The organism is Mesorhizobium ciceri WSM4083, assembly GCF_000519305.1.
GTDB lineage: Bacteria > Pseudomonadota > Alphaproteobacteria > Rhizobiales > Rhizobiaceae > Mesorhizobium > Mesorhizobium ciceri_B.
Map to the genome: position 1 here is coordinate 78,532 of NZ_KI912610.1, position 22,725 is coordinate 101,256.

A 22,725-nucleotide genomic window follows, 5' to 3' on the forward strand; every position below is an offset into this window, starting at 1 on the left:
GCTTGATGATCGAGGCCAAGGATGTTTCGGTTGATATCGCCGGCAAGCCTATCGTCAGTGGTGTCGATTTCCACGCGCGGCCCGGCGAGATCGCCGCCATCGTCGGCCCTAATGGTTCGGGCAAGACGACCTTCCTCAAAGCGCTCTCCGGCGAACTCGCCTATACCGGGCACGTTGCCCTCAACGGCCGAGATCTCTCGACGATGAAGCCGGTAGAGGTGGCTGTCCATCGCGCGGTGCTGCCGCAGGCAACGACGCTGTCGTTCCCGTTCACCGTGCGGGAAGTGGTCAAGCTTGGTCTTGTCGGCGGCCGTTCGGGCGCCTTGCCGGGCGAGGATGCGCGGTTGCCGGAACGGGCGCTGGCGCGTGTCGATCTCGACGGCTTTGCCGGCCGTTTCTACCAGGAGCTTTCGGGCGGCGAGCAACAGCGCGTTCAGCTCGCACGCGTGCTGTGCCAGGTCTGGGCGCCGGTGCTCGACGGCAAGCCGCGCTTTCTGTTCCTCGATGAGCCGGTTTCCAGCCTCGACATCAAGCACCAGCTGATCATCATGAACATTGCCCGCGACTTCGCCAGAAGGGGCGGCGGCGTGGTCGCCATCCTGCACGACCTCAATCTGACGGCCATGTATGCCGAGCGGATCTTCGTCATGCATCGCGGCAGGCTGGCCGCCACCGGGTCGCCGCGGGACGTGCTGAGCGATGATTTGATCGAAAAGGTGTTCGACTGCCGGCTCAGGGTCGGCGTGCTGCCGGCCGGGAACATGCCGTTCGTGCTGCCCCAGTCAGCGGCCTGATTGCAGATCTAGCCCGAGCCCCTGCTGGGTCAGGCAGCTGGTGCGCGGCGCTCCAGCATGTCGATGCCGAGCAGGTTGCGCACATTCGGCCGCGCCGCTACCAGATCGGCGATCGTGTAGCGGGCGAGCACGGCGAAAAACGCATTCAGGGCCTCGCGCAGTGCCGAGTTCAGCGCGCAGCTGTCGACCAGCGGGCATTCGGCGGCATCGTTTTCGAAGCATTCGGCCATGGCGAAGCTCTCTTCCGTCACGCGCACGACATCGAACAGGCTGATGGCTTCAGCCGCCCGGCCAAGCTTGACGCCGCCATTCCTGCCACGCACGGTCTGGACCAGGCCATGCTCGACGAGCGGCTGCAGGATCTTGAACAGGAAAAGCTCGGACACCGAATAGGCAGCCGCGATTTCGGGGATGCGGCTCAATCGGTCATCATTGGCCGCGCAATACATCAAGATGCGCATGGCATAGTTGGTCTGGCGCGTAAGCCGCATTTTGTCCTCACAAGGCACTGGTGCGGTGCAACCACGCCAGATCTGGAAATTCTTGCTGATGCGGCTTTGACCCGAATTTCCGGATTCGCCACATTGGCCCGGGCGGAATATGGCCTATACCTTGGAATAATTCCAGACTAGCTTCGCGCGATAGATGAATTTTCTCCTCAACTTTGTGTGCGCAGCCGGAGAAGATGCCGGACGAAACCCGCCGTCGCGGGTATTTCGGCCCTCGGAACACTAAATAGGCTGAGATCGACGAGGAGCGGCTCACCCATGTCACAATCGGCTTCGCCCCTGGCGCCGGTCCGTTTCGATGCCGAAGCGGATGCCAAGCTTTCCGCGTTGCGGCGGACGAAATTCCTCGCGGCGGCCGCGCTGGCACTTTGCGTGGCGGTGTTTGCGCTCGCCAAATCGTTCGAGCACATCCACCCGTGGCTCGGCTTCGTCGCTGCCTTTGCCGAGGCGGCGACCATCGGCGGGCTGGCCGACTGGTACGCGGTGGTGGCGCTGTTCAGGCGACCGCTGGGGCTGCCGATCCCGCACACCGCCATCATACCCGAGAACCAGAACCGCATCGCCGACAATCTCGGCCGCTTCATCGAGGTCAACTTCCTGGCGCCTGAACCGGTGCGTGAAAAGCTCGCCGAGGTCGATTTCTCGGCACTCGTCGCCGACTGGCTGGCCGATACCGAGCGCGCCGCCGGCCTGTCGCGCTTCGTCGTGCGGCTGGTGCCGCAAACGCTGGCGGCGATAGAGCAATCCGGCCTGCGCGGCTTCGTCACCAGCCGCATGCTCGAACAGATCGAAAAGGTGCCGCTGGCGCCGCTGGCCGCCGAACTGCTCTCGGCGCTTACCGATGATCGCCGCCACCAGAAACTGTTCGACGAATTCACCAAGGTGATCGGGCGGTTCCTCAATGACGAAAAAGCGCTGGCAACGATGCGCGAAAAGATCCGCGAGGAACTGCCGTCGCTGTTCAACCTGTTCCGCGCCGACGCCTATCTCCTGAAGAAGATCGTCGCCTCGGCGGGCTCCCTGCTCGACGAGGTGAGGGCCGATCCAGACCACCCGATGCGCGCCGAATTCGACCGCTTCGCCCAAGGCTTCATCGAAAAGCTGAGGACATCGAAGCAATACGCCAAACGGGCCGAGAAGCTGAAGCGCGACTTCCTGGCCCGGCCGGAGGTCACGGGATTGGCCGGCGAGATGTGGGCAAGCCTCAGCCAGTTCATCGAGCAGGATGCCAAGGCGCCGAATTCGGTCATCCGCGCGCATCTTGCCAACATGTTCGTCGAGGTCGGTCGCCATCTTGCCGGCGATGCGCAGATCCGGGCCGACATGAACCAGGGGTTCGTGGTGGCGCTGGCGTCGTTCGTGGAGAGCCAGAAGGCCGGCGTGTCGACATTCATCGCCGACCAGGTCAAACGCTGGGACCTCGCGCAACTGACGCGGCTGATCGAGATGAACATCGGCCGGGACCTGCAGTACATCCGCTTCAACGGCATGATCATCGGCGGCCTCGCCGGTGTCTTGCTCTATGTGGCCGAGCGGCTGTTCCTCGTGAATTGATGCGCGGCCAGACTGGCGCTCGTTCCTCCGCGTCCGAATGGACTCACGGCACGCGAGTGTTATTCTCCATCCGAGGGGTGCCCGCATCCGCGGCAAAGGGGAGCAGACAAGCATGGCAAAACAACCGGAATCCGATTCCTTCATGGACATGTTCGGCAGGTTCGGCCGCGACCTGAAGATGCCGAATGTCGATGTCGAGGCGATCCTCGCCCATCATCGCAAGAACCTCGAAGCGCTGGAGAAATCGGCACGAGCCGGTTCCGCCGGCGCCACCTCGCTGTTGTCCCGGCAGCGCGAGATGCTGCAGGATACACTGCGCGAGGTCACCGATATGGCGCAAAGCTACAGGGCGCCGGGCAATCCGCAGGAACTGATGGCCAAACAGACGGAGTTTGCCAGAAAGTCCTTCGAGGCCGCGTTGAAAAATGCCGGCGAAGTGGCTGAACTGGTCAAGAAATCCGGTGCCGAATCGATCGACATCCTGCGCACCCGCATCAAGGAGGCGATGGAGGAAATCCGCGCCGGCTACGAGAAGAAGTAGCGGATGTAGCCGGGGCCGGTTCATGGCTGCCGGCCGCCCTGAAGCCCGGAAAGCCCGAGTTGGCCTGCGACTGCGCCAGCGGCGTGGCACGATTGCGGCCGAAATCGACGGAACGGATTCGCGCAGAGCGAATTGACAGAGGCCGTCAGTTCGTGGTCCGGAGGCTCTGGAAGCGATCGGGAAACCAGGAATGAACGAAATACGGCCTAAAACGCCGCCTACCTACGAGCAGTTGAGGACGATGGCCGGGCTGGAACTCGGCGTGTCGGAGTGGACGACGGTCGACCAGAACCGCATCGACCAGTTCGCTGAATGCACTGGCGACCATCAATGGATTCATGTCGACCCTGAAAGGGCGCGGCGGCAAAGCCCGTTCCGCACGACGATCGCGCATGGCTATCTGACGCTGTCGATCATCGGCGCCCTGGCGCTCGGCATGGGCATCGTGCCCGAGAATACGCAGGCCGCCTTCAATTATGGCTTCGACAAGGTGCGCTTCCTGGCACCGGTCAAGGTCGGCGCGCGCATCAGGCTGCGCATCACGCTGCTGTCCATGGAGGACAGGGGGCCCGGCCAGTATCTGATGAAGGCAGCCAATACGGTGGAGATCGAAGGCGAGGAAAAGCCTGCCTTGACGGCTGAAACGCTGGTCATGCTCTACGAGCGCCGCAAGCGGGCAGGCGCCTGAGAGCTGTTCACCGGGAGCGCAAAATCAGAGGTCTTGTGATACTTCCACCAGCCTCTGCCGCTTGAACTCGGCGCGGGCCGAGAGCAGTGCGAGGAACAGCGCAGCCAGCGCCAGCACCGTCGCCGTTTGAAATGTGACCTGCATTCCCCGTGCTGCGGCCTCGGAACTCAGAAGTCCAATGCCATCCTGCCCTTTGGCCGATGCGACGGCGAATATGGCGCCCATCAACGAGGCGCCGGTGATCAGCCCGAGGTTGCGCGAAAGGTTGAGCAGGCCGGAAACGACGCCGCGCTGGCCGGCACTGATACCGGTCATGACGGCTGCATTGTTGGATGTCTGGAACAGCGCGTAGCCGATGCAGGTGACGGTGATCGCAACGACATAGCCGGCAATGCCGAGTCTGGTCATGGCGAGCGACAGCAGGAACGTGCCTGTCGTGAGGCTGAGCAGGCCTGCGACCATCATCCTGTGGGCGCCGAAGCGGTCGGTCAGGCGTCCGGCCACCAGCGCCGACAAGGTCGAGACGAGCGGGCCGGTCGACAGCACGAGGCCGACCATTGCGGCATCCAGCCCAAGCCCGCGGGAGAGGTAGAACGGGGCCACCACCAGGGTCGCCATCATCACCGTGGCGACGACGAGGCTCATGGCGAGACTGGCGCTCAGTTGGAGGTCGCGGAAGCTGGCAAGCCGGATCAAGGGGTTTTTCACTCTCGCCTGCGCGGCGGCGAAGAGAAACACGCCGATGCCGGCAGCTATCAGCAGGCTGATGTTGAGTGCGCCGAAATTGCCTCGGCCAAGCGTCATGGCCAGTGCATAGGCGGCCAGCGTCAAGGCCAGCAAGGCGGTGCCCACGACATCGAACGTGCCTCGGTCGAGCCGCGCGGTTTTATTACGTGCCGGCAGGGCACGCCAGGCGAGAGCGAAGGTGAGCACACCCAGCGGGACATTGACGAGGAAGATCGCGCGCCAGCCGAAGCCGGCGATCAAAAGGCCGCCGAGCGAGGGGCCAAGTGTCGTGCCGATCGCGGACATGGCGCCGAGCAGGCCCATGGCGCTGCCGATTCTGTCTTTGGTCACGGTTTCGGCGACAAAGGCCAGCGTCAGCGCCATCATCAGCGCCGCGCCAAGTCCCTGCACGGCGCGCGCGGCAATCAGCAGCCAGAGCGTCGGCGCCAGGCCGCAGAGCACCGATGCGGACGTGAACAGCGCGATGCCGCCAAGCAGCAACGGCCGGCGCCCGAACATGTCGGCCAGCCGACCGGCGCTGACGATCAGGGTGGTGATGGCCAGCAGATAGGCCAGAACAACCCATTGCACGGACTGGAACGACGCTCCGAAATTCTGCATCAGCGACGGCAGCCCGACGCTGGCGATGCTGGTTCCCAGCGACGACAGCAGCGTGGCGAGCGACAGGCTTGCCAAGGCCCAGCGGGCAGATTGGGTTTGTGGCTGCGCCGACACGTACTCATTCCGATTTTGCTCGGCAATTGCCACGGCGATCCCCTTCCATCAGTCCTAACCGGAACTGCTGGAGATCTAGTCCTTTGGCAGATGTGGCGGAAGGCGCAGCATTTGCATCTTATTCGTGCGTTTGGCGTCATATCATGCCATGATCCGACGATGACATCGCCCGATCTCAATCTGCTCTTTGCTCTCGACGTTCTTTTGACCGAAGGCAGCGTGGCGCGTGCCGCCAGCTGTCTGCGCCTCAGCCCGTCGGCAATGAGCCGCACGCTGGCGCGGCTGCGCCAGGCGACGGGCGATCCGCTGCTGGTTCGCGCCGGTCGAGGCCTGGTGGCGACGCCGCGTGCGGAAGAACTGCGGCAGCAGGTTGGCCGTATCGTCCAGGACGCGGAGGCGCTGCTGCGTCCTGCCACCCTGCTTGATCTCCGGCGCCTGGACAGGATCTTCACGCTGCGCACCAATGAGAGCTTCGTCGAAGAGTTCGCACCTCGTCTCGTTGCCCGTATCCAGGCCGATGCGCCCGGCGTGCGGCTGCGCTTTGCGCCGAAGTCCGACAAGGACGTCATGTCGTTGCGCGACGCGGCGATCGACCTGGACATAGGCGTTGCTGGCGAGACCGGACCGGAGGTGCGCATTCAGGCATTGCTTCGAGACCGCTTCATCGGCGCCGTGCGAATGGGCCATCCGTTGAGCGAGGGTGCGGTGACGCCAGAGCGCTATGCCGCAGGCCGGCACATCAGCGTTTCACGGCGTGGCCGCGAGAAAGGGCCGATCGACGAGGCTTTGAACCGGCTCGGACTGCAGCGGACAATCGTGTGCATGGTGTCCGGGTTCTCGGCAGCCCTTGCCATGGCCCGCACATCAGACCTGATCGCCAGCGTTCCGGAGCGGCATACCGAGGGCGCACGCGCCGGCATGCACAGTTTTCCCCTGCCGGTTGCCACCGCGGGGGTCACCATCTCCATGCTGTGGCATCCGCGCCTCGATGCCGATCCGGCGCAACGCTGGTTGCGCGACTGTGTGCGAGAGGTCTGCGCGGCGTCGCGCTGACAATGATGGGAAGCCTGCGCCAACGGCCCAGGCTTCTCATCTGTCCGCTCTATTCGGTTTGGCGTTTCCGCAAATGTCTCAGCGCGCCTAGTGTGAGCGTCGCCATGACCGAACAGTAGCCCACCAGCGGCCACGCCGTGTCTCCTTCAAGCAGGATGACGAACAACGTGCCGAGGATGCCGACGACAAGGCTCTGGATGCAGAAGTAGAGCGCGACGGCGGTTCCCGCGACATCGCCGAACGCCTCGAGTGCGCCGTTCGCGGTGACCGAAACAGTGAAGACGATGCCCACGGCGATGACCCACATCGGCAAGATAAATGTCGCGAAGGACGGCTGTGCGAACAGTTGCCCCACTGCCAGTAGCGCCGCGCCGAGCAGCAACATCGCCATGCCCCTGATGGCACTGCCGGCGATGCCCCAGCTTGCAATGAACCTTCTGGCGAAGTGGGTGGTGACGATCATCACCAGCGCCGCGGTGGCGAAGGCAAGACTGAAACCGAACTGTGAAAAGCCGGCGCGATCCATGAGCACCCGTGGCGCTGTCGAAAAGAACACGAAGAAGGCGCCCATGGCGGCACTGAACGCAAGAGTGTAGGTCCAGAAGGCAAGACTGGAGAGAATGGGTCGAAGCGCCATTCGCCTGGCATCGCCATCCGAGGGGCGGGTTTCGTGCCATTTCGGCCATGCGTGGAGGGTGGCTGCCGTAGCCAGGCCTCCGAGCGTCAGGAAGATCGCGCGCCAGCCGAGATTTTCGGCGATCAATGCACCGGCAACTGGCCCCAACGCTGGCACGAAGGCCAGCATCGAACTGAACAGGCCGTAGATGACGGCACTTTCAGGCCTCTGCGCATAGACGTCGCGAACCGTTGCAAAGGTCGCAACGAGAACGGCGGATGCACCGATGGCCTGCACGACTCGCAAGGCGACGAACACCATGGCCAGCGAGGTGCAGGCGAGCAGGACGGAAGCGCCTGCAAACAAAAGCGCGCCGCCGATCAGCACCGGACGCCTGCCGATCCTGTCGGAAATCGGGCCGAAGACGATTTGGCCGAGCCCAAGACAGATCATGTAGAGGCTCAGCGTCAGTTGGATGACATCAGGCGATGTCTTGAGGATCTCCGGCATCGCTGGGACAATCGGGAGGTAGATGTCCATGGCCAGCGAGGCCAGGATGTCGAAGGGCGCCATCAGCACCATGGCTGCTGGCAGGGAAGTGGTCCATGTCGGTTTTTTTGGGCAAGGCATGATTGAACATCCGCTCAAATGGGTACATTTGGCGGCGATCTGCCGTTCTCACTGAAGATGGGAAATGACGGGCCGCCGCAACAACGAAGTGCTGTTGCGGCCTACTTGTCTGCTGACTTGCTGGTTCCCATAGTCGCTATCCCGGATCGCGCGAATATTCTCTCCACGCGCAGATCCTTCCCCTAGCAGCCGAAGGTTGCCCAGGCAACAGCATCAGCTTGATGCGCGTCAACGCGCCATCGCCGCCTCGATCATCCTGAAAATCCGCTCGTCCGCGCACTGGGCAACGTTGAAGCGCAGGAAGCGGGGGGCTGTTCCGGACAGGCTGAATGCATTGCCGGGCGCCAGCACGATGTTGTCGGCCAAAGCGCGGCGGGCCACCTCAGCCGCATCGACGCCGTCCGGCAGGCTGCACCACAGGAACAGACCGGCCGGCTGGTCGATCCAGGGCGTGATGCCGATCGCCTTCAGGCGGGCGCCCGTCTCGCCCATGGCGCGGGCAAGCTTCGCGCGCAGCAAATCCATGTGCTTGCGGTAGCTGCCGTCCTTGAGCAGCGTCAGCACCAGTTCGGCCGCGAGCCGGCCGCCGCCGAAGGTCGTGGCGATCTTGAGGTCGGTCAGGGGCTCGATCCAGTCGCGCGGTGCGGCGATGAAGCCGCAGCGAACCGACGCTGAAAGCGTTTTGGAGAAGCTGCCGATGTGGACAACGCGGTTGAGACCATCGAACGCCGCCAGCCTGGGGGCGGGCGCATGTTCGAAATCGGCGAAGATGTCGTCTTCGACGATGGTCAGATCCGATTGGTCGGCGAGCTTGAGCAGCCGGTGCGCTGTGACCGGCGACAGCACCGCGCCGGTCGGGTTGTGGATGGCGGAGTTGGTGATGTAGAGGCGGGGGCGATGCTCGGCCAGCGCCTGCGCGAACAGGTCGATATCCGGCCCCGACGGCGTATAAGGGACGCTGACGACCTTGGCCCGGTGGGCGCGCAACAGGGCGTGGAAATTGAAATAGCAGGGGTCGTCGACCAGCACCGTGTCGCCGGGCTCGATCAGGAACCGACACAACAGGTCGATGGCCTGCGTGCCTGATTCCGTCAGCATGATCTGCTCGGGAGAGGCCTCGATGCCGTGCCCGGCCATACGCCGCGCCAGCAATTGCCGTAGCGGTGGTAGGCCGAGCGGCGTGCCGTAGTCGGCCAGCGCGATATCGTCGGCACGCGCTACCGTGCGCAGTGCCCGGCGCAGACCTGCCTGCGGCATCCACGAGGCCGGCAGCCAGCCGCAGCCGGGCTTCAGCATGTCGTCGCCGGCCTCCAGCGACTGGCGCGAGATCCAGAGTGGATCGACCGCGCGGTCGAGGCGGGGGCCGATTTCGGCCAGCGACAGCGGCGCCAGCGAGCCGGCGGCATAGAAGCCGGAGCCCGGCCGCGAGCGGATCGCGCCTTCGGCGGCGAGCCGCTCATAGGCTTCGACCACCGTGGATTTGGACACCTGCATGGATTTGGCGAAGGCGCGGATCGACGGCAATTGTGCTCCCGGCGTCAGGCTGCGTGCCGCGATCCGCTGGCGGATCGTCGCCATGACGCCTTCGACCAACGTACCGCCGCTCTCGCTTCCAGTGGTCTGCTTGTCCATCCGTACTGCTCTGTCGACCATAACAGTTTTGCACAATTGTACCGCATTGTCTCTGGCGATACTACCGGCTCCGCGCGATACGGAGCCGACAAACGGAGCCTACGATGGACAAGACCGCGAGCGGCTGGATGAATGGATTCATCGGCGTGTTGATCTTCAGCGGCTCGCTGCCGGCAACGCGCGTGGCGGTCAGGGAATTCGATCCGACATTCCTGACATCGGCCCGGGCGGCGATTGCCGGCCTGCTTGGCCTGGCACTGCTGCTCCTGTTTCGGCAGAAACGTCCGGAGCGCGGCGATCTGCTGTCGCTGGTGATCGTGGCACTTGGCGTGGTTGTCGGCTTTCCCTTGCTGACCGCACTGGCGCTGAAGCACGTCACCACGGCCCATTCCATCATCTTCGTCGGCCTGCTGCCGCTGGCGACCGCGATCTTCGGCGTGCTGCGCGGCGGCGACCGTCCGCGGCCGGCGTTCTGGCTGTTTTCATGCATCGGCAGCGCGCTGGTCGCGGGCTTTGCGCTGACGCAGGGGGTGACGGCCTCGCCGGTCGGCGATGGCCTGATGCTCGCTGCCATCATTGCCTGCGGTCTCGGCTATGCCGAGGGCGCCGCGCTGTCTCGCAAGCTCGGCGGCTGGCAAGTGATCTGCTGGGCGCTGGTGCTGTCGCTGCCGATCATGCTGGTGCTGACGCTGATGACCATGCCGCCGTCGTTCGACGGCGTCGGCGTCAGTGCGTGGATAGGGCTTGCCTATGTCTCGCTATTCAGCATGCTGATCGGCTTCGTGTTCTGGTATCGCGGCCTGGCGCAAGGCGGCATCGCCGCGGTCGGGCAGTTGCAGCTGCTGCAGCCATTTTTCGGGCTGGCACTGGCAGCGACGCTGCTGCACGAGCAGGTCAGCCCGCTGATGGTCGTCGTCACGCTTGGCGTGGTGCTTTGCGTCGTAGGCGCCAAGCGATTCGCAAAGCAGGAATTGCCACGACGCGCGATCGCCTGAGGACGGTGCCGTCCTCGCCTAGAACTTCGTCACCACTCCAATACCAATCCCCTCGAAGCCGCCCATCGCCATCAGGGCCGCGGGCGCCTCGTCGAGACTGATCCTCTTGCTGACCAGCAGTTCGGGCTTCAGCTTGCCGTTGCGGATCATGTCCATCATCGCCTGGTAGCGATAGGCCTGCATGCCGTGGCTGCCGAGGATTTCGAGTTCGAAGGCGATCACCTTGTCCATCGGCACCTGCGGCCGGGCATGCTCGCCCAGCATCAGGCCGACCTGCACATGGCGGCCGCGCCGGCGCAGATTGGATATCGAATTGAACGAGGTGGTGGGGTGGCCGAGCGCGTCCATCGACATATGCGCGCCGCCATTGGTAATCTGCTTGACCGCCTTGACCACATTCGGCGTCTTTGACGCGTTGATGGTGGCGACGGCGCCGATCTTTCTGGCGAAATCCAGCTTCTCGTCGGTGAGGTCGATGGCGATGACATTGGCGCCCATGGCACTGGCGATCATGATCGCCGACAGGCCGACACCGCCGCAGCCATGCACCGCCACCCATTCGCCCGGCTTAACCCGGCCCTGGTCGACGATGGCGCGAAACGAGGTGACGAAGCGGCAGCCGAGGCTGGCGGCGGTGGCGAATTCCATCTCGTCGGGCAGTCGCACCAGGTTGGTGTCGGCGTGTTCGATGGCCACATATTCGGCGAATGAACCCCAGCCGGTGAAGCCGGGCTGGGTCTGATGCTCGCAGACCTGGTGATTGCCCGAATTGCACTCGAAGCAGCGGCCGCAGCCGACGGCGAACGGCACGGTGACGCGCTCGCCGGCCTTCCAGCGGGTGACCTGCTTGCCGGCGGCGACGACGATGCCGGCAAGTTCGTGGCCCGGCACATGCGGCAGCGTGATGCCGTCGTCGTGACCCATCCAGCCATGCCAGTCGCTGCGGCACAGGCCGGTCGCCTCGACCTTGATGACGACGCCATCGGCGGCCGGCTTCGGATCGGGAACGGTCTGGATCGTCGGCGCTTCGCCGAATTTCTCGAAGACGACGGCTTTCATCGGTCACTCCACCCTCTGTGCTGCAGGAAACGATAGCCGATTCCCTGTCCGGTCGAGCGGAAATCGATTCCGCCAGACATGGCAGGGCGCAGGCGCCTATCCAATCTCCCGGGTGCGAAAGTCGGCAAGCCGGGTTTCGCCGGGGGCAAGTTGCCGACCGTCCTCGGCATGGACTTCCAGGCGCTTGATCGGCCGGCCGGTGAGATTGTCGACCATGAAGGTGTAGGGCTCGCCCGGTCCGGCGAAGTAGGTCTCGCCCCATTGCCGCAGGGCAACCAGGACATAGAACAGGCCGCGTCCCTTTTGCGTCAGCACATATTCATGATGCGCGCTGCCGTCGGGCGCCGGAACCGTTTCGAGGATGCCATGCGCGACAAGATTGCGCAGCCGCGACGACAGGATGTTCTTGGCGACGCCGAGGCTCTTCTGGAATTCGCCGAAGCGTCGCAAGCCGTCGAAGGCGTCACGCACGATGAGCAGCGACCACCAGTCGCCGATCGCGTCCAGTGGTCGCGCTATGAGACAATCCGCTTCGTGGTGGCTCGTTCGTTTCACCATGGCAGTCGTTGGTCCAGCATTCGATTTTCGGTTGCAACATAAAACTGTTCTGCCTATCCAGCAAGAGGTTTCAAGTTGAAACCTCTATGGAGAGAGCTGACATGAATGTGCAGGTGGCGAACAGCGGTGCACCAAGCCTCGAGCAATCCGATGGCCCGCCTCGGGTGACGCCGCCGCCTGCGGGATTGTCACGATTGACCGCGCTGATCTTCGCCATCGCCTGCGGCCTGAGCGTCGCCAATGTCTATTTCGCCCATCCGCTGCTCGACGCCATGGCGCATGATTTTGCTATCGCGCCGGCTTCGGTCGGCATCGTGGTGACGGTCACGCAGATCGGCTATGGGCTCGGCCTGTTTTTCATCGTGCCGCTGGGCGACCTGTTCGATCGCCGCAAGCTGATTGCCGGGCAGGCGATTCTGTCTGCCGTGGCGCTGGTGGCGGTCGGGGTCGCGCCCAACGCGGCGATGCTGCTGGCGAGCCTTGCGGTGGTCGGGCTGCTTGCGGTGGTGGTGCAGGTGCTGGTCGCCTTCGCTGCCGACCTCGCCGTAGCGTCGCAGCGGGGGCGGGCGGTCGGCACCGTCACCAGCGGTGTCATCCTGGGCATCCTGCTTGCCCGCTTCGCTTCAGGGGTCGTCGCCGATTTCGCCGGGTGGCGCTGGGTTTATCTTGTCTCGGCCATGTTGACGCTCGTCATGGCGATGGTTCTCTACCTGATCCTGCCGCGCCATGAGGCGGAGCGGCCACGCACATCCTATCCGCGCCTGCTCGCTTCTGTGCTGCTGCTGTTCGCGCAGGAGCCGCTGCTGTGCGTGCGGGCGGTGCTGGCCATGTTGATCTTCGCCAGTTTCAACGTGCTGTGGGCGCCGCTGGTGCTGCCGCTGAGCGCTGCGCCATTTTCACTCTCGCACACCGAGATCGGGCTTTTCGGCCTTGCGGGCGTCGCCGGCGCGCTCGGTGCGCGCTGGACCGGCGGCCTCGTCGATCGTGGACGCGGCCAGTTGGTCACCGGCCTCAGCCTGCTGCTGATGATGGCGGCCTGGCTGCCGATCGCCTTCATGGGCATGTCTTTGTGGCTGCTCGTCGCCGGCATCGTCATGCTCGATCTGGCGATCCAGGCCGTCCATGTCACCAACCAGAGCCTGATCTTCGCCCGCCGCCCGGACGCGCGCAGCCGCCTGGTTGGCGGCTACATGATCTTTTACTCGGTCGGCAGCGCCCTGGGCTCGATCGCCTCGACCATGGCTTATGGTGCAATGGGCTGGAGCGGCGTCTGTGTGCTTGGGGCCGGCATCGGCCTGTTGGCGTTGCTGTTCTGGGCGTTGACGCTGCGCGTCGGCAGATGAAACCTATTCCGCATCGATCTGGTTCTGGGGCGCGGCTTTCTGGAAGGCTGGCAGCGCCATGCAGGCGGCGTTGATGCGCGCGATCGTCGGGTAGGGCGTCAGATCGACGCCGAACCGGGCGTTGCTGGCAATCTGCGCGGCGAGGCAGATGTCGGCCAGGCCCGGCGCGTCGCCATGGCAGAATGCACCCGTTTCGGGCGAGGAAGCCAGGATCTGTTCAAGCGGCTGAAAGCCCTCGTTCACCCAATGGCGGAACCAGTTGGTGATGTCTTCGTCGCCGGCGCCGAACAGAGTGCGCAGCGAGGTCAGCACGCGCAGATTGTTCACCGGGTGGATGTCGCAGGCGATCATCTGCGCCAGCATTCTCACGCGGGCCCGTCCGGCCGGGTCCTTCGGCAGCAGCGGCGGTTCCGGGCTGGTCTCGTCGAGGAATTCGATGATCGCCAGCGATTGCGTCAGCAGCGTGCCATCACCGAGGATCAGCGCCGGCACCAGCCCTTGCGGATTGACCGCGAGATAGGCTGGTTCCAGATGCTCGCCATGGCGCAAATGATGCGGGACGTAGTCGTAGCTCAGCCCCTTCATCTCCAGCGCGATCCGCACCCGATAGGAGGTGGAGGAGCGATAGTAATTGTGCAGGACGAGTTCGCTCATGGCCTCACTTCGGCTGGCCGATGGTCACTTCGATGGTCCCGATACCGTCGACGCCGCCGGTCATCGTGTCGCCGGGGCCAACCGCGCCGACGCCTGCCGGCGTACCGGTGAAGATCAGGTCGCCGGGCTCGAGTTCCATCGCCTCGCTGCAGATCGACACGATATCCGATATCGGCCAGATCAGTTCGGCGAGGTCGGCATCCTGCCTGACCTTGCCGTTGACGGCGAGCCAGATGCGGCCCTTCCGTGGATGGCCGGATTCCTGCGCTTGCACCAACGGGCCGCAAGGGGCGGAGCGGTCGAAGGCCTTCGACCAGTCCCAGGGCCGGGCGGCCTTCTTGGCTTCGTCCTGCAGGTCGCGGCGGGTGAGGTCGATGCCGACGCCATAGCCCCAGACATGGTCCAGTGCCTTGTCGCGGGGAATGCGGAAGCCGGCTTTGCCGATCGCGGCCACCAACTCGATCTCGTGGTGCAGATTGGCCGTCAGCGGCGGGTAGGGGATAGCGGTGCCGGAATCGACCACCGCGTCGGCCGGCTTGGTGAAGAAGAAGGGCGGATCACGCTCGTCATTGCCGAATTCGCGGGCATGCGCCGCGTAGTTGCGGCCGACGCAGTAGATACGGCGCACCGCAAAACGATCGGACGAACCGGCAACGGCCACCGATGCGGTTGCGGGCAGGGGAAGGACGAATTCTGTCATCAAGGGTCTCTGCTTGGTTGCCGGAACATTCGACCGATTTAGGGCCTGGACAAGGCGATTTGGTCGAGAAAGTGCCGGCGGCACTTTCCGCCGGAGATGGCGATATACTATTTGGCAATAATCTGGCCATGGTGGAGAGGTTATTCTAATCGCTCACGAACTGAAATGAACCCCATGACCGCAACCCACGATCGCGCCCGGTTCCTGATCATCGACGACCATCCGCTGTTTCGCGAGGCGCTGCACAGCGCCGTGCAGATGGCCTATCCGGAAGTCGACACGGTGGAGGCGCGCTCGATCACCGAGGCGCTCGATCTTCTGGCCGATGCCAAGCCGTTCGACCTCGCGCTTCTCGACCTCTCGATGCCCGACGTGCACGGTTTTGACGGGCTGCTGCAACTCCGGACCCGCTATCCGCGCCTGCCCGTGGTCATCGTCTCAGGCTATGAGGAGCCGAAAATCATTTCCGAGGCGCTGTCCTATGGCGCTGCCGGCTTCATCCCGAAATCGGCGCGCAAGAGCGACCTCGCCGCCGCCATACGCTCGGTGATGGAAGGCGCGATCTATGTCCCGGAAACCTATGAAGGCCGCACGCCCGACGCCGAAAGCGTCGACCGCGCCGACATGGTGCAGCGCCTGTCGACGCTGACGCCACAACAACTGCGCGTGCTGCAAATGCTGCGCCAGGGCCTGCTCAACAAGCAGATCGCCTACGAGTTGCAGGTGGGCGAGACCACCGTGAAGGCGCATGTCTCGGAGATCCTGCGCAAGCTCAATGTCTACAGCCGCACCCAGGCGGTGATCGAGGTGTCGAAGCTGGACAATGCGGAGCTGTTTCGCGATCAGGCGGGGTTTTGAGTTTTACCCTTCTCCTCAAGGGGAGAGGGTATGGAAGCTAAGCCAGCAAATGCGCCAGTAGCGCCCTTAGCTGTGCCGGCTTCAGCGGCTTGCGCATCAGTTCGATGCCGCCGGAGCGGGCGGCTTTGGCGACCGCTTCCGAACTGTCGGCGGTGACGATCAGCGCCGGCACGGCGCGGCCGAGATAATCGCGGACTTCGGCGATGGTAGTGGTGCCGAGATCGCCGCCGTCGAGATGCTGGTCGGCAATGACGATGTCGGGCACCCAGTCGGTGTCGCCAAGCATGTCGAGCGCATCGTCGGTCGAGGTCGCGGCCCGCACCAGGCATTGCCAGCGTTCGAGCAGGAAGGTCATGGCCTGCAGCACTTCGATATCGTTCTCGACCAGCAGCACCTTGGTGCCGAACAGGCCATAGCCGCGCGGCCGTTCCATGTCGGCAACGCTGGCGATGGCATCGGCTGGCGCACCGATGCCGACGGGTACATCGATGTGGAAGATCGTGCCGCGTCCGACCTTCGACGAGAATGTCACGGGATGGCCGAGCGCGCTGGCCATGCGGCGCACGATGGCGAGCCCGAGCCCAAGACCGCCACCGTCCAGTTCGGCATTGGCCGGCGAGGTGCCGCGGTGGAACTCCTCGAACACCGCCTCGCGCTGGTCGTCGGGAATGCCGCAGCCCGTATCGGCGACGTCGATGCGGATGGTGTCGCCGCGATGCCTGGTGCCGACAAGCACGCCGCCCGAGCGTGTATAGCCCAGCGCGTTGGAGAGAATGTTCTGCAGGATACGGCGCAGCAGCGTGCGGTCGGAGCGGACCACGGCATGGACCGGCCGGAATTTCAGCGACAGGCCTTTCATCTCCGCCACCGGCAGGAAATCCGAGCGGAGCGACGAGAACAGCGCCTCCAGGCTGACATCGCTTATGTCGGGCTGCACCACGCCGGCATCGAGCTTTGAGATGTCGAGCAGCGTTCTAAGCAGATCCTCCATCGTCTCCAGCGAGCGCTCGACCTGCCGCACCAGTTTCTTGCCCTCGTCACTGGTCTGAACTTCGGCGAGCGCCGAAACCGAGAGATGGGCCGCGTTCAGGGGCTGCAGCACGTCGTGGCTGGCAGCGGCGAGGAAACGGGTTTTCGACAGGTTCGCCAGTTCGGCGTTTTCCTTGGCGGCGCTGAGGTCGATGTTCGATTGCTCCAGCCGGCGCAAGGTCGAGTGCAGTTCCTCGGTGCGGGTGCGCACCCGGTTTTCCAGCGAAATCGCGGTCTGGAACAGCGAAAAGGCGTTGCCTTGCTGGTCCATAGAGCGCTCGACGCGGCTGACCAGTGCCGCATTGATCTTCTTCAGCTTTTCAAGATCGTTTATGTCCCTCAGCGGCATCCTGTTGCGCCGTCCTATTCCGCCGCCTGGCGCTCGCCGAAGGCGATGCCGGTAAAAGTCTGGTTCAGATGCATCGACCGGTACTGTTCGCCATAGGTGCCGAAGCCGATGACATTGTTGACCCGGTAGAGTTCCGAGATATCGCGAAACACCTGCCGATTGCGCGCGTCCAGCCGGCGCAGCACGCAGTCGAAGCCGAGGATCATGTCGATGCCGCCAAGCCTCTCCTCGACGTCGCGCAGGGCGGCGCGCGTCGATTCGACCATGTCCTTGGGTTGGGCGATCGACAGCACGACGCCATCGTCTATGGCGCAGAAGAACGACAGCGAGCCGTCGGCATGCATCTTCTGGATCGACCGGCAATAATATTGGCCGCCCACCTTCACCACCACGGGATGCGAGGCGAAGGTCAGTGGCGTCAGCATCTGCGCGACGATGCCGACGGACGCGGCATATTCCTGCGCCGCATTGGTGGCGTTGAACTCGCGCACGATGCGGTGATCGGGATCGGAAGCCGTCACCACCAGTTTTTCATCGGTGGGAACGAAATTGTCGGTCTTGAAGACATGGAAGGGAATTTCGGTCGATATCAGCACGATGATGGCGCTGTCGGAGGTGACCTTGCCGTTCGAGATCAGGCGCGTCGTCTCGAATTTCAGATCGTCGCCGGCGGAGCCGCCAAGCAGCGGTATGTCGTCGAGGCCCCAGTGGATGGCTGAACTCACCGCTTCCTCGGCATAAGAGAGCCCGTCGATGAAGCAGAGCGCGAAAGTGCCTTTGGTCCGATCGCAACCAAGGCGGGCGCGTAGCGATCGCCGCAGGGCCTCGACCTCGCCGGTGATCCTGTCCATGCCCGACGAGGACAGATTTTCGACCATCACGCTGACGGCGGTGAACGCGGTGGACGGAAGCAGCATGGCCAGCACATGACCATCCTCGAGACCTTGCGGCGTGATCTCGCCGGCAGTCGAGCAGCCGGCGTGGTGGAGCGCCGGCGCGTGGGTCATGAGCGCCTGGGAAAGGGCGCTGGCTTCGACCAGGCTCTGGGAAAAGAACAGCAGGGCAAAACCTGCGTCGATGGCGGCTGCTTCCAGTGCGATCGCCTTGGCGAACGCCTCCATGTCGGGCTCGTCCGTGGTGAGCGCCGACAGGCCGCATGCATAGCGCGTCCGTGAATTGGCCAGCGATGTTCTCCGCATTTCCTCCGACGCTTTTTTGTGCGCGGCTGTTTTTAAATGCTTCTGGCGCGCGGGCGTCGAGCGACATTGTTGCCTTCAATCGGCGGTTTGGCAATGGGGCCACCGGCACCGCATGTTTGGGCGCGGCCATGACCGAAAGTACAATGTGCCGCGTTTGCGACGTGCTGTTTTTTGTCTGATGTGCGGTGTACCAATAACGCATGGCCGATGCGCCAACGCCGCGTTGGCAACGTGATGACCAAGGTTGATACCCAGGGAGGGACCATGTCGGACGTTTCGTTGATGGTGAACGGAAAGCGGGTCAGCGGTGCTGCCGAGGACCGAACACTTCTGGTTCATTTCCTGCGGGAAAATCTCGGCCTTACCGGCACGCATGTCGGTTGCGACACCTCGCAATGCGGTGCCTGCGTCGTCCACGTCGACGGCAAGGCGGTCAAATCCTGTACGATGCTCGCGGTGCAGGCCTCCGGCTCGACCGTGTTGACGATCGAGGGCCTGGCCAATGGCGCCGACCTGCATCCGGTGCAGGCCGCCTTCAAGGAACATCACGGGCTGCAGTGCGGCTTCTGCACGCCGGGCATGATCATGACGGCGACCGACATGATCAGCCGCCACCCCGAAGGGCTCGACGAGGCGACGGTGCGTGCCGAGCTCGACGGCAACATCTGCCGCTGCACCGGCTACCACAACATCGTCAAGGCGATCCTCGCCGCATCGAAGACGATGAAGGGGTCGAAGGGTAAGGCGAAACAGGCTGCGTGAGATGAAGCGAGTAGCGAATAGGGAGTAGCGAATAGTCAGCAGCCTGACCAAACGCCAACTCACCATCCTTCACTACTCGCTATTCGCTACTCACTATTCGCTATCTCAGCATTTCGGGAGGAATTTCTGATGGGCATTGAAGGTGTTGGCGCTCGGGTCGCGCGCAAGGAAGACAAACGATTCATCACGGGCGCCGGCCGCTATGTCGACGACATGGTGGTTCCCGGCATGAAGCACGCCGCCTTCGTGCGCAGTCCGCACGCGCATGCGCAGATCAAGAAGATCGATGTGAAGAAGGCCCAAGGCATGCCCGGCGTCATCGGCGTGCTGACCGGCAAGGAACTCAAGGCCGATGGCATCGGCAATCTCATCTGCGGCTGGATGATCCACTCCAAGGACGGCTCGCCGATGAAGATGGGGGCATGGTCGCCACTGGCTTTCGACCGGGTCCGTTATGTCGGCGACGCCGTCGTCATCGTCGTCGCCGAGACCAAGGGGCAGGCGCGTGATGCCGCCGAGGCGGTCGAGATCACCTACAAGGAGCTGAAGGCCGTCGTCGACGCCTCCAAGGCGATGGACAAGGGTGCGCCGCAGATCCACCCCGAAGCGGACAACAATCTGATCTTCGACTGGGACATCGGCAATGCCGACGACACCGCGGCGGCCTTCGGGAAGGCAGCCCATGTCGTCAAGATGGACATCATCAACAACCGGCTGGTGCCCAACGCCATGGAGCCGCGCGCCGCACTTGGCCATTACGACAAGGCCGAGGACCACTACACCTGCTGGACCACCTCGCAGAACCCGCATGTGGCGCGGCTGGTGATGAGCGCCTTCTACAATGTCGCGCCGGAAAACAAGCTGCGCGTGATCGCGCCCGATGTCGGCGGCGGCTTCGGCTCGAAGATCTACATCTATCCCGAAGAGATCGTCTGCCTGTGGGCGTCGAAGAAGACCGGCGTGCCGGTCAAATGGGTGGCCGACCGGACCGAGAGTTTTCTGACCGACGCGCATGGCCGCGACCATCACACCCATGCTGAAATGGCCTTCGACAAGGACCACAGGATCCTCGGCCTGAAGGTGGAAACCCAAGCCAATCTGGGCGCCTACATGTCGCTGTTCTCATCGGCGACGCCGACCTATCTCTATGCGACGCTGCTGTCGGGCCAGTACAACATCCCGGCCATCCACGCCAATGTGAAGGCGATCTACACCAACACTGCGCCTGTCGATGCCTATCGCGGGGCAGGGCGGCCGGAAGCCACCTTCGTCATGGAGCGCATGATGGAGACGGCGGCCCGCCAGTTCGGCGTTTCGCCTGCCGAGCTGCGGCGCAAGAACTTCGTCACAGCGTTTCCGCATCAGACGCCGGTCATCATGTGCTATGACGCGGGCGACTATGCCGCTTCGCTCGATGCGGCAATGCAGGCGTCGGACTATGCCGGCTTCGCCAAGCGCAAGGCCGCCGCCGCCAACAAGGGGTTGCTGCGCGGCATCGGCATGAGCTGCTACATCGAGGCCTGCGGCATCGCGCCGTCTGCCGCCGTCGGCTCGTTAGGCGCCGGTGTCGGCCTTTGGGAATCGGCGGAAGTGCGCGTCAACGCGGTCGGCACGATCGAGGTGCTGACCGGCTCGCACAGCCACGGCCAGGGCCATGAGACGACCTTCGCGCAACTGGTCAACGAGCGCTTCGGCGTGCCGATCGATTCGGTCTCGATCGTGCATGGCGATACCGACAAGGTGCAGATGGGCATGGGCACCTATGGCTCACGCTCGGGTGCTGTCGGGATGTCAGCCATCGTCAAGGCGCTCGACAAGGTCGAGGCCAAGGCCAAGAAGATCGCGGCACATCTGCTCGAGGCCGACGAAGGCGATATCATCATCGAGAACGGCGCGCTGAAGGTGGCCGGCACCGACAAGAACGTGCCGTGGTTCCAGATGGCGCTGGCCGCCTACACCGCCCACAACCTGCCGGGCGGCATGGAGCCGGGATTGAAGGAGACGGCGTTCTACGATCCGTCCAATTTCACCTTCCCCGCGGGCTGCTACATCTGCGAGGTCGAGGTCGACCCGGAAACCGGCGTTACCGAGATCGTCCAGTTCGTCGCCGCTGACGATTTCGGCAACATCATCAACCCGATGATCGTCGAGGGCCAGGTGCATGGCGGGCTGGCGCAAGGCATTGGCCAGGCACTGCTCGAAGGCGCCCATTATGACAATAGCGGCCAGCTTTTGACCGCGAGCTACATGGACTACACCATGCCGCGCGCCGGCGATCTGCCGTCGTTCAAGGTCTCGACCTCGAACACGCCATGCCCGGGCAACCCGTTGGGGATCAAGGGGTGCGGCGAGGCCGGCGCCATCGGCTCACCGCCGGCGGTGATCAACGCCATCACCGACGCCATCGGCAGCAACGATCTTGCCATGCCGGCTTCGCCGTCCACCGTGTGGGCCGCGATCCGCGCGGCGACGAAGCATTGAAAGCGAATAGCGAATAGGGAGTAGCGAATAGAGAAGAGAACGCGGTGCGACGGGACAAATCCTATTCGCAATTCGCTATTTCCTGTTCGCTCTTTCACCCAGGGGAGAAAAACAAATGTACGCAGTCAACTATCACCGCGCCGCCTCGGTCGCCGATGCCGCCAAGCTGATCAAGACCGGTGACGCCAAGCTGCTTTCGGGCGGTATGACGCTGATCCCGGCGATGAAGACGCGGCTTGCCGCGCCGTCAGACCTTGTCGACCTGTCGCGGATCACGGAGCTGCAGGGCGTCAAGGTGTCGGGAAAGACCGTCACCATCGGTGCCGCCACCACGCATCACGCTGTTGCCAATGACGAGAAGCTGAAGAAGGCCTGTCCGGCGTTTTCCCATCTGGCATCGCTGATCGGCGATCCGGCGGTGCGCCACAAGGGGACGATCGGCGGCTCGATCGCCAACAACGATCCGGCGGCCGATTATCCGGCAGCGCTGCTGGCGTTGGGCGCGACCATCGTCACCAACAAGCGCGAGATCGCTGCCGACAAGTTCTTCAAGGGCCTGTTCGAGACCTCGCTGAAGGATGGCGAGATCGTCACCGCCGTCACCTTCACTGCGCCGGCCAAGGCGGCCTATGAAAAATTCCGCAATCCGGCATCGCGCTACGCCATCGTCGGCGTGTTCGTTGCCAAGGGCAAGGATGGCGTCAGCGTCGCCGTCACCGGTGCCGGCGACGACGGCGTCTTCCGCTCGAAGGAGATCGAGGCGGCATTGGCCAAGAATTTCGCGGCGTCGGCAGTCGACGGGGTGAAAGTGCCGGCGAAAAATCTGATGACCGACCTCCACGCCTCGGCCGATTATCGCGCCAATCTGATCGCGGTGATGGCCAAGCGCGCGGTTGCGGCAGCCAACGCCTGAGAAACTGTTTGGAAACTCTACCCCGGCGGCCATCTGATGGCGTTTTCTGCGCTTCCGGTGCTCACGTACCAAAAGTACGCTCCGCTCCGGTTCTCGAAACCACCACCATATGACTCGCCAGAGCGAGTTTCGAAACAGTTTCTAATACGATCAGTAGCAGACAAGGGAAGGGGCCTCCGTGGCCCCTTTTTCTCGTGCTGCGACCTGCATCCGCTCAGTTGCTGGTGGGAATCGCTGCCGCACTGCTTGGAGCAAATCCCGCCGAGCCGGAGGCCGGACCTGATCCGGCAGCAATCTCGCACTTGCACAAATTCATATTGCACTGCAATATGGACTGGGGCGGGAAT

General features: G+C 63.6%; 21 protein-coding genes. 11 read left to right on the forward strand and 10 right to left on the reverse strand.

The features are described from left to right. Window positions 1-5: 5 nt before the first annotated feature. Window positions 6-794 (forward strand): heme ABC transporter ATP-binding protein, encoded by a 789-nt coding sequence (locus MESCI2_RS0126110; protein WP_027039053.1) that lies wholly within the window; start codon window positions 6-8, stop codon window positions 792-794. A 29-nt stretch (window positions 795-823) separates the two neighbouring features. On the opposite strand, the gene rirA is transcribed toward MESCI2_RS0126110, so the two are convergent. Continuing rightward, a complete protein-coding gene (rirA, locus tag MESCI2_RS0126115; RefSeq protein ID WP_023812242.1) occupies window positions 824-1,285 on the reverse strand; it encodes an iron-responsive transcriptional regulator RirA in 462 nt (153 codons plus the stop codon). Between the two features lie 276 nt (window positions 1,286-1,561). Here rirA and MESCI2_RS0126120 point away from each other — a divergent pair, with 276 nt between their 5' ends. The 3 genes from MESCI2_RS0126120 (at window position 1,562) to MESCI2_RS0126130 (ending at window position 4,086) form a co-directional block, all read left to right on the forward strand. Continuing rightward, entirely contained in the window at window positions 1,562-2,857 is a 1,296-nt protein-coding gene (locus tag MESCI2_RS0126120) for a DUF445 domain-containing protein (RefSeq protein ID WP_027039054.1), read from the forward strand. A 112-nt stretch (window positions 2,858-2,969) separates the two neighbouring features. Then, complete coding sequence (locus tag MESCI2_RS0126125; protein WP_027039055.1) at window positions 2,970-3,398, forward strand: phasin family protein; 429 nt, start codon at window positions 2,970-2,972, stop codon at window positions 3,396-3,398. Between the two features lie 190 nt (window positions 3,399-3,588). Beyond that, the gene (locus MESCI2_RS0126130) at window positions 3,589-4,086 is read left to right on the forward strand and encodes a MaoC family dehydratase (protein WP_027039056.1); all 498 of its coding nucleotides are present in this window, start codon (window positions 3,589-3,591) and stop codon (window positions 4,084-4,086) included. Window positions 4,087-4,110: 24 nt separating this feature from the next. Here the strand turns inward: MESCI2_RS0126130 and MESCI2_RS01000000135690 are convergent, their stop codons facing one another. Next, on the reverse strand, window positions 4,111-5,580 hold the full coding sequence (locus MESCI2_RS01000000135690; protein WP_032901380.1) for an MFS transporter: 1,470 nt from the start codon (window positions 5,578-5,580) through the stop codon (window positions 4,111-4,113). Between the two features lie 126 nt (window positions 5,581-5,706). On the opposite strand from MESCI2_RS01000000135690, the gene MESCI2_RS0126140 reads away from it, so the two are divergent. After that, the gene (locus MESCI2_RS0126140; protein ID WP_027039057.1) at window positions 5,707-6,600 is read left to right on the forward strand and encodes a LysR family transcriptional regulator; all 894 of its coding nucleotides are present in this window, start codon (window positions 5,707-5,709) and stop codon (window positions 6,598-6,600) included. 49 nt (window positions 6,601-6,649) lie between these two features. On the opposite strand, the gene cml is transcribed toward MESCI2_RS0126140, so the two are convergent. Next, window positions 6,650-7,846, reverse strand: coding sequence for a CmlA/FloR family chloramphenicol efflux MFS transporter (cml, locus tag MESCI2_RS0126145; RefSeq protein ID WP_027039058.1), 1,197 nt, complete (start codon window positions 7,844-7,846; stop codon window positions 6,650-6,652). Between the two features lie 228 nt (window positions 7,847-8,074). Next, on the reverse strand, window positions 8,075-9,478 hold the full coding sequence (locus MESCI2_RS0126150; protein ID WP_027039059.1) for a PLP-dependent aminotransferase family protein: 1,404 nt from the start codon (window positions 9,476-9,478) through the stop codon (window positions 8,075-8,077). A gap of 104 nt (window positions 9,479-9,582) precedes the next feature. Between MESCI2_RS0126150 and MESCI2_RS0126155 the strand changes: the two genes are divergently transcribed. Next, on the forward strand, window positions 9,583-10,473 hold the full coding sequence (locus MESCI2_RS0126155) for a DMT family transporter (RefSeq protein ID WP_027039060.1): 891 nt from the start codon (window positions 9,583-9,585) through the stop codon (window positions 10,471-10,473). Window positions 10,474-10,491: 18 nt separating this feature from the next. Here MESCI2_RS0126155 and MESCI2_RS0126160 read toward each other — a convergent pair whose 3' ends face one another. Both MESCI2_RS0126160 and MESCI2_RS0126165 read right to left on the reverse strand, forming a co-directional pair. Then, window positions 10,492-11,532 (reverse strand): zinc-dependent alcohol dehydrogenase family protein, encoded by a 1,041-nt coding sequence (locus MESCI2_RS0126160; protein WP_027039061.1) that lies wholly within the window; start codon window positions 11,530-11,532, stop codon window positions 10,492-10,494. Window positions 11,533-11,628: 96 nt separating this feature from the next. Continuing rightward, window positions 11,629-12,090, reverse strand: coding sequence for a winged helix-turn-helix transcriptional regulator (locus MESCI2_RS0126165; protein WP_027039062.1), 462 nt, complete (start codon window positions 12,088-12,090; stop codon window positions 11,629-11,631). A 101-nt stretch (window positions 12,091-12,191) separates the two neighbouring features. On the opposite strand from MESCI2_RS0126165, the gene MESCI2_RS0126170 reads away from it, so the two are divergent. Next, window positions 12,192-13,433, forward strand: coding sequence for an MFS transporter (locus MESCI2_RS0126170; protein WP_027039063.1), 1,242 nt, complete (start codon window positions 12,192-12,194; stop codon window positions 13,431-13,433). Window positions 13,434-13,436: 3 nt separating this feature from the next. Here MESCI2_RS0126170 and maiA read toward each other — a convergent pair whose 3' ends face one another. After that, entirely contained in the window at window positions 13,437-14,087 is a 651-nt protein-coding gene (gene maiA, locus MESCI2_RS0126175; protein ID WP_027039064.1) for a maleylacetoacetate isomerase, read from the reverse strand. 4 nt (window positions 14,088-14,091) lie between these two features. Continuing rightward, a complete protein-coding gene (locus MESCI2_RS0126180) occupies window positions 14,092-14,787 on the reverse strand; it encodes a fumarylacetoacetate hydrolase family protein (protein ID WP_027039065.1) in 696 nt (231 codons plus the stop codon). A 174-nt stretch (window positions 14,788-14,961) separates the two neighbouring features. On the opposite strand from MESCI2_RS0126180, the gene MESCI2_RS0126185 reads away from it, so the two are divergent. Further along, a complete protein-coding gene (locus MESCI2_RS0126185) occupies window positions 14,962-15,645 on the forward strand; it encodes a response regulator (protein WP_027039066.1) in 684 nt (227 codons plus the stop codon). A gap of 37 nt (window positions 15,646-15,682) precedes the next feature. On the opposite strand, the gene MESCI2_RS0126190 is transcribed toward MESCI2_RS0126185, so the two are convergent. Then, window positions 15,683-17,023 carry a hybrid sensor histidine kinase/response regulator gene (locus MESCI2_RS0126190; protein WP_023812224.1) on the reverse strand — a complete coding sequence of 447 codons (1,341 nt, stop codon included), beginning with the start codon at window positions 17,021-17,023 and terminating at the stop codon, window positions 15,683-15,685. Between the two features lie 14 nt (window positions 17,024-17,037). After that, entirely contained in the window at window positions 17,038-18,222 is a 1,185-nt protein-coding gene (locus MESCI2_RS0126195) for an FIST signal transduction protein (RefSeq protein ID WP_050596694.1), read from the reverse strand. Between the two features lie 264 nt (window positions 18,223-18,486). Here MESCI2_RS0126195 and MESCI2_RS0126200 point away from each other — a divergent pair, with 264 nt between their 5' ends. From MESCI2_RS0126200 to MESCI2_RS0126210, 3 genes are all read left to right on the forward strand, one after another. Continuing rightward, window positions 18,487-18,984, forward strand: a complete 498-nt coding sequence (locus MESCI2_RS0126200; RefSeq protein WP_027039068.1) for a (2Fe-2S)-binding protein — start codon at window positions 18,487-18,489, stop codon at window positions 18,982-18,984. A 129-nt stretch (window positions 18,985-19,113) separates the two neighbouring features. Next, on the forward strand, window positions 19,114-21,465 hold the full coding sequence (locus MESCI2_RS0126205) for a xanthine dehydrogenase family protein molybdopterin-binding subunit (protein WP_027039069.1): 2,352 nt from the start codon (window positions 19,114-19,116) through the stop codon (window positions 21,463-21,465). 115 nt (window positions 21,466-21,580) lie between these two features. Further along, complete coding sequence (locus MESCI2_RS0126210; RefSeq protein ID WP_027039070.1) at window positions 21,581-22,378, forward strand: FAD binding domain-containing protein; 798 nt, start codon at window positions 21,581-21,583, stop codon at window positions 22,376-22,378. Window positions 22,379-22,725: the final 347 nt, after the last annotated feature.

What these genes read in the sequence shown, in the direction of transcription:
- MESCI2_RS0126110 (WP_027039053.1), top strand. Translation starts at nt 6, where the DNA reads ATGATCGAGGCCAAGGATGTTTCGGTTGATATCGCCGGCAAGCCTATC.
- rirA (WP_023812242.1), bottom strand. Translation starts at nt 1,285, where the DNA reads ATGCGGCTTACGCGCCAGACCAACTATGCCATGCGCATCTTGATGTAT.
- MESCI2_RS0126120 (WP_027039054.1), top strand. Translation starts at nt 1,562, where the DNA reads ATGTCACAATCGGCTTCGCCCCTGGCGCCGGTCCGTTTCGATGCCGAA.
- MESCI2_RS0126125 (WP_027039055.1), top strand. Translation starts at nt 2,970, where the DNA reads ATGGCAAAACAACCGGAATCCGATTCCTTCATGGACATGTTCGGCAGG.
- MESCI2_RS0126130 (WP_027039056.1), top strand. Translation starts at nt 3,589, where the DNA reads ATGAACGAAATACGGCCTAAAACGCCGCCTACCTACGAGCAGTTGAGG.
- MESCI2_RS0126140 (WP_027039057.1), top strand. Translation starts at nt 5,707, where the DNA reads ATGACATCGCCCGATCTCAATCTGCTCTTTGCTCTCGACGTTCTTTTG.
- cml (WP_027039058.1), bottom strand. Translation starts at nt 7,846, where the DNA reads ATGCCTTGCCCAAAAAAACCGACATGGACCACTTCCCTGCCAGCAGCC.
- MESCI2_RS0126150 (WP_027039059.1), bottom strand. Translation starts at nt 9,478, where the DNA reads ATGGACAAGCAGACCACTGGAAGCGAGAGCGGCGGTACGTTGGTCGAA.
- MESCI2_RS0126155 (WP_027039060.1), top strand. Translation starts at nt 9,583, where the DNA reads ATGGACAAGACCGCGAGCGGCTGGATGAATGGATTCATCGGCGTGTTG.
- MESCI2_RS0126160 (WP_027039061.1), bottom strand. Translation starts at nt 11,532, where the DNA reads ATGAAAGCCGTCGTCTTCGAGAAATTCGGCGAAGCGCCGACGATCCAG.
- MESCI2_RS0126165 (WP_027039062.1), bottom strand. Translation starts at nt 12,090, where the DNA reads ATGGTGAAACGAACGAGCCACCACGAAGCGGATTGTCTCATAGCGCGA.
- MESCI2_RS0126170 (WP_027039063.1), top strand. Translation starts at nt 12,192, where the DNA reads ATGAATGTGCAGGTGGCGAACAGCGGTGCACCAAGCCTCGAGCAATCC.
- maiA (WP_027039064.1), bottom strand. Translation starts at nt 14,087, where the DNA reads ATGAGCGAACTCGTCCTGCACAATTACTATCGCTCCTCCACCTCCTAT.
- MESCI2_RS0126180 (WP_027039065.1), bottom strand. Translation starts at nt 14,787, where the DNA reads ATGACAGAATTCGTCCTTCCCCTGCCCGCAACCGCATCGGTGGCCGTT.
- MESCI2_RS0126185 (WP_027039066.1), top strand. Translation starts at nt 14,962, where the DNA reads ATGACCGCAACCCACGATCGCGCCCGGTTCCTGATCATCGACGACCAT.
- MESCI2_RS0126190 (WP_023812224.1), bottom strand. Translation starts at nt 17,023, where the DNA reads ATGCCGCTGAGGGACATAAACGATCTTGAAAAGCTGAAGAAGATCAAT.
- MESCI2_RS0126195 (WP_050596694.1), bottom strand. Translation starts at nt 18,222, where the DNA reads ATGCGGAGAACATCGCTGGCCAATTCACGGACGCGCTATGCATGCGGC.
- MESCI2_RS0126200 (WP_027039068.1), top strand. Translation starts at nt 18,487, where the DNA reads ATGTCGGACGTTTCGTTGATGGTGAACGGAAAGCGGGTCAGCGGTGCT.
- MESCI2_RS0126205 (WP_027039069.1), top strand. Translation starts at nt 19,114, where the DNA reads ATGGGCATTGAAGGTGTTGGCGCTCGGGTCGCGCGCAAGGAAGACAAA.
- MESCI2_RS0126210 (WP_027039070.1), top strand. Translation starts at nt 21,581, where the DNA reads ATGTACGCAGTCAACTATCACCGCGCCGCCTCGGTCGCCGATGCCGCC.